Below are 1530 nucleotides of genomic sequence, written 5' to 3'. Positions count from 1 at the left end.
CGCCTGGATCGACGCCATCGGCCAGCGCCGCGGCCACGCGCTCGCCGTCGACCAGAAGCCCAACACCCGCCGAATGTTGCAACAAGTCGTTCGAGTCGGCAGCCCGGGCCTCGACCGCGACCGTCAACCGCCACTCGAGGTTGGTCTGTAGCTCACGGTCACCCCGTCGACCAAGACCGTGGCGACCCGGTTCGGCAGGCCTGACGCATCGTCAGCCGGACCGTCAACAGCTGTCTGGGCACGAAGTCCCGAGGCCGGACGAAGCGCTCGGCGAACCATTGCAGATCCGGGGATGTCCGAGGGTATCTGTTCAGGTAGTGGGTTTGAGCGGGCTGTCCAGGGTGCTTGATCGGGGGGTCACGCTGGTGTAGTTCTGTGCGGCCGGTGGCGGTGGCAGCCGCGCTGTCGCTGGTGGTGACCGTGTTCTTCCCCCACTGGCGGTCTGGTGTCTGACACTGCCGATCCTGCTGATCGACCCGAGGATGGCTCGGGGGCGCCCAGCTATGCGCGGCTGGTGGAGATGGTCGCCGAGCGGGACGCGGTGATCGCCGAGTTGCGCGCCGAGGTCGCCGAGCTGCGGCGACGGTTGGACGCGGATTCGTCGAACTCATCGACGCCGCCGTCGGCGGAGGGGCTGCGCAAGAAGCCCGCGACCCCACGCCGTCGTGGTGGCCGCAAGGGCAAACGGCCGGGCGATCCGGGCCGGCATCTGGCGCAGACCGCCGATCCCGACGAGGTCATCGAGCACGCGCCGGAGCGCTGCCACGGCTGTGACGCCAGCCTGGATGACGCCGACGTGGCCGGGGTGGTCCGCCGGCAGGTGTTCGACATCCCACCGCTACGCCTGCGGGTGACCGAGCACCGGGCGCAGCGCCGCCGGTGCGGCTGCGGGCAGGTGACCACCGCGGGGTTCCCCGACGAGGCGAGGTCCCCGGCGTGCTACGGGCCCGGGGTGCGTGCGGTCATCTGCTATCTGGCGGTGTATCAGCATCTGCCGGTCGACCGCACCGCCAAGCTGCTCGCGGACCTGTTGGGCGCGCCGGTGTCGACGGGCACCGTCGCTGCGGTCGCCGCCCAGGCCGGCGACGCGGTCGCGCCGGCCACCGAGATCGTTCGGCAACGGTTGATCGCCGCCGGGGTGGTGTGCGTCGATGAGACCGGCGCCAGGGTCGCCGGACGGCTGCACTGGGTGCACGTCGCAGCCACCGCGCTGTACACGCTGCTGACGGTGCACGCCCGCCGTGGCAAGGCCGCGACCGACGCCGCCGGCGTCCTGCCGGCGTTCCGCGGCGTCGCGGTGCACGACGGATGGGCTGCCTATCGCCGCTACACCGACATCGGCCACGGCCTGTGCAACGCGCATCACCTGCGCGAACTGCAAGCCGCCGCCGAGGCCGGCCACGAGTGGGCTGGGCATCTCGCCGACGTCCTGCGCTACGCCCACCGGCAGGTCGCCCAGGCGCGTGCGCGCGGTGACACCCGCCTGCCCGACGCGGTGGCCGCGTCGATCGCGGCCCGCTACGACGGGCA

General features: G+C 72.1%; 1 protein-coding gene. It reads left to right on the top strand.

Annotated elements, in window-relative coordinates:
* Positions 1 to 445 precede the first annotated feature (445 nt).
* On the top strand, positions 446 to 1530 hold a 1085-nt coding region (locus VK923_17520; protein ID HSJ46479.1), incomplete at its 3' end, for an IS66 family transposase.

Source organism: Euzebyales bacterium, from assembly GCA_035461305.1.
In the GTDB taxonomy this organism is placed as follows: Bacteria; Actinomycetota; Nitriliruptoria; order Euzebyales; family JAHELV01; genus JAHELV01.
The sequence above is the reverse complement of the archived record's forward strand: the minus strand, read 5'-3'. Positions and strand labels throughout refer to the sequence as shown.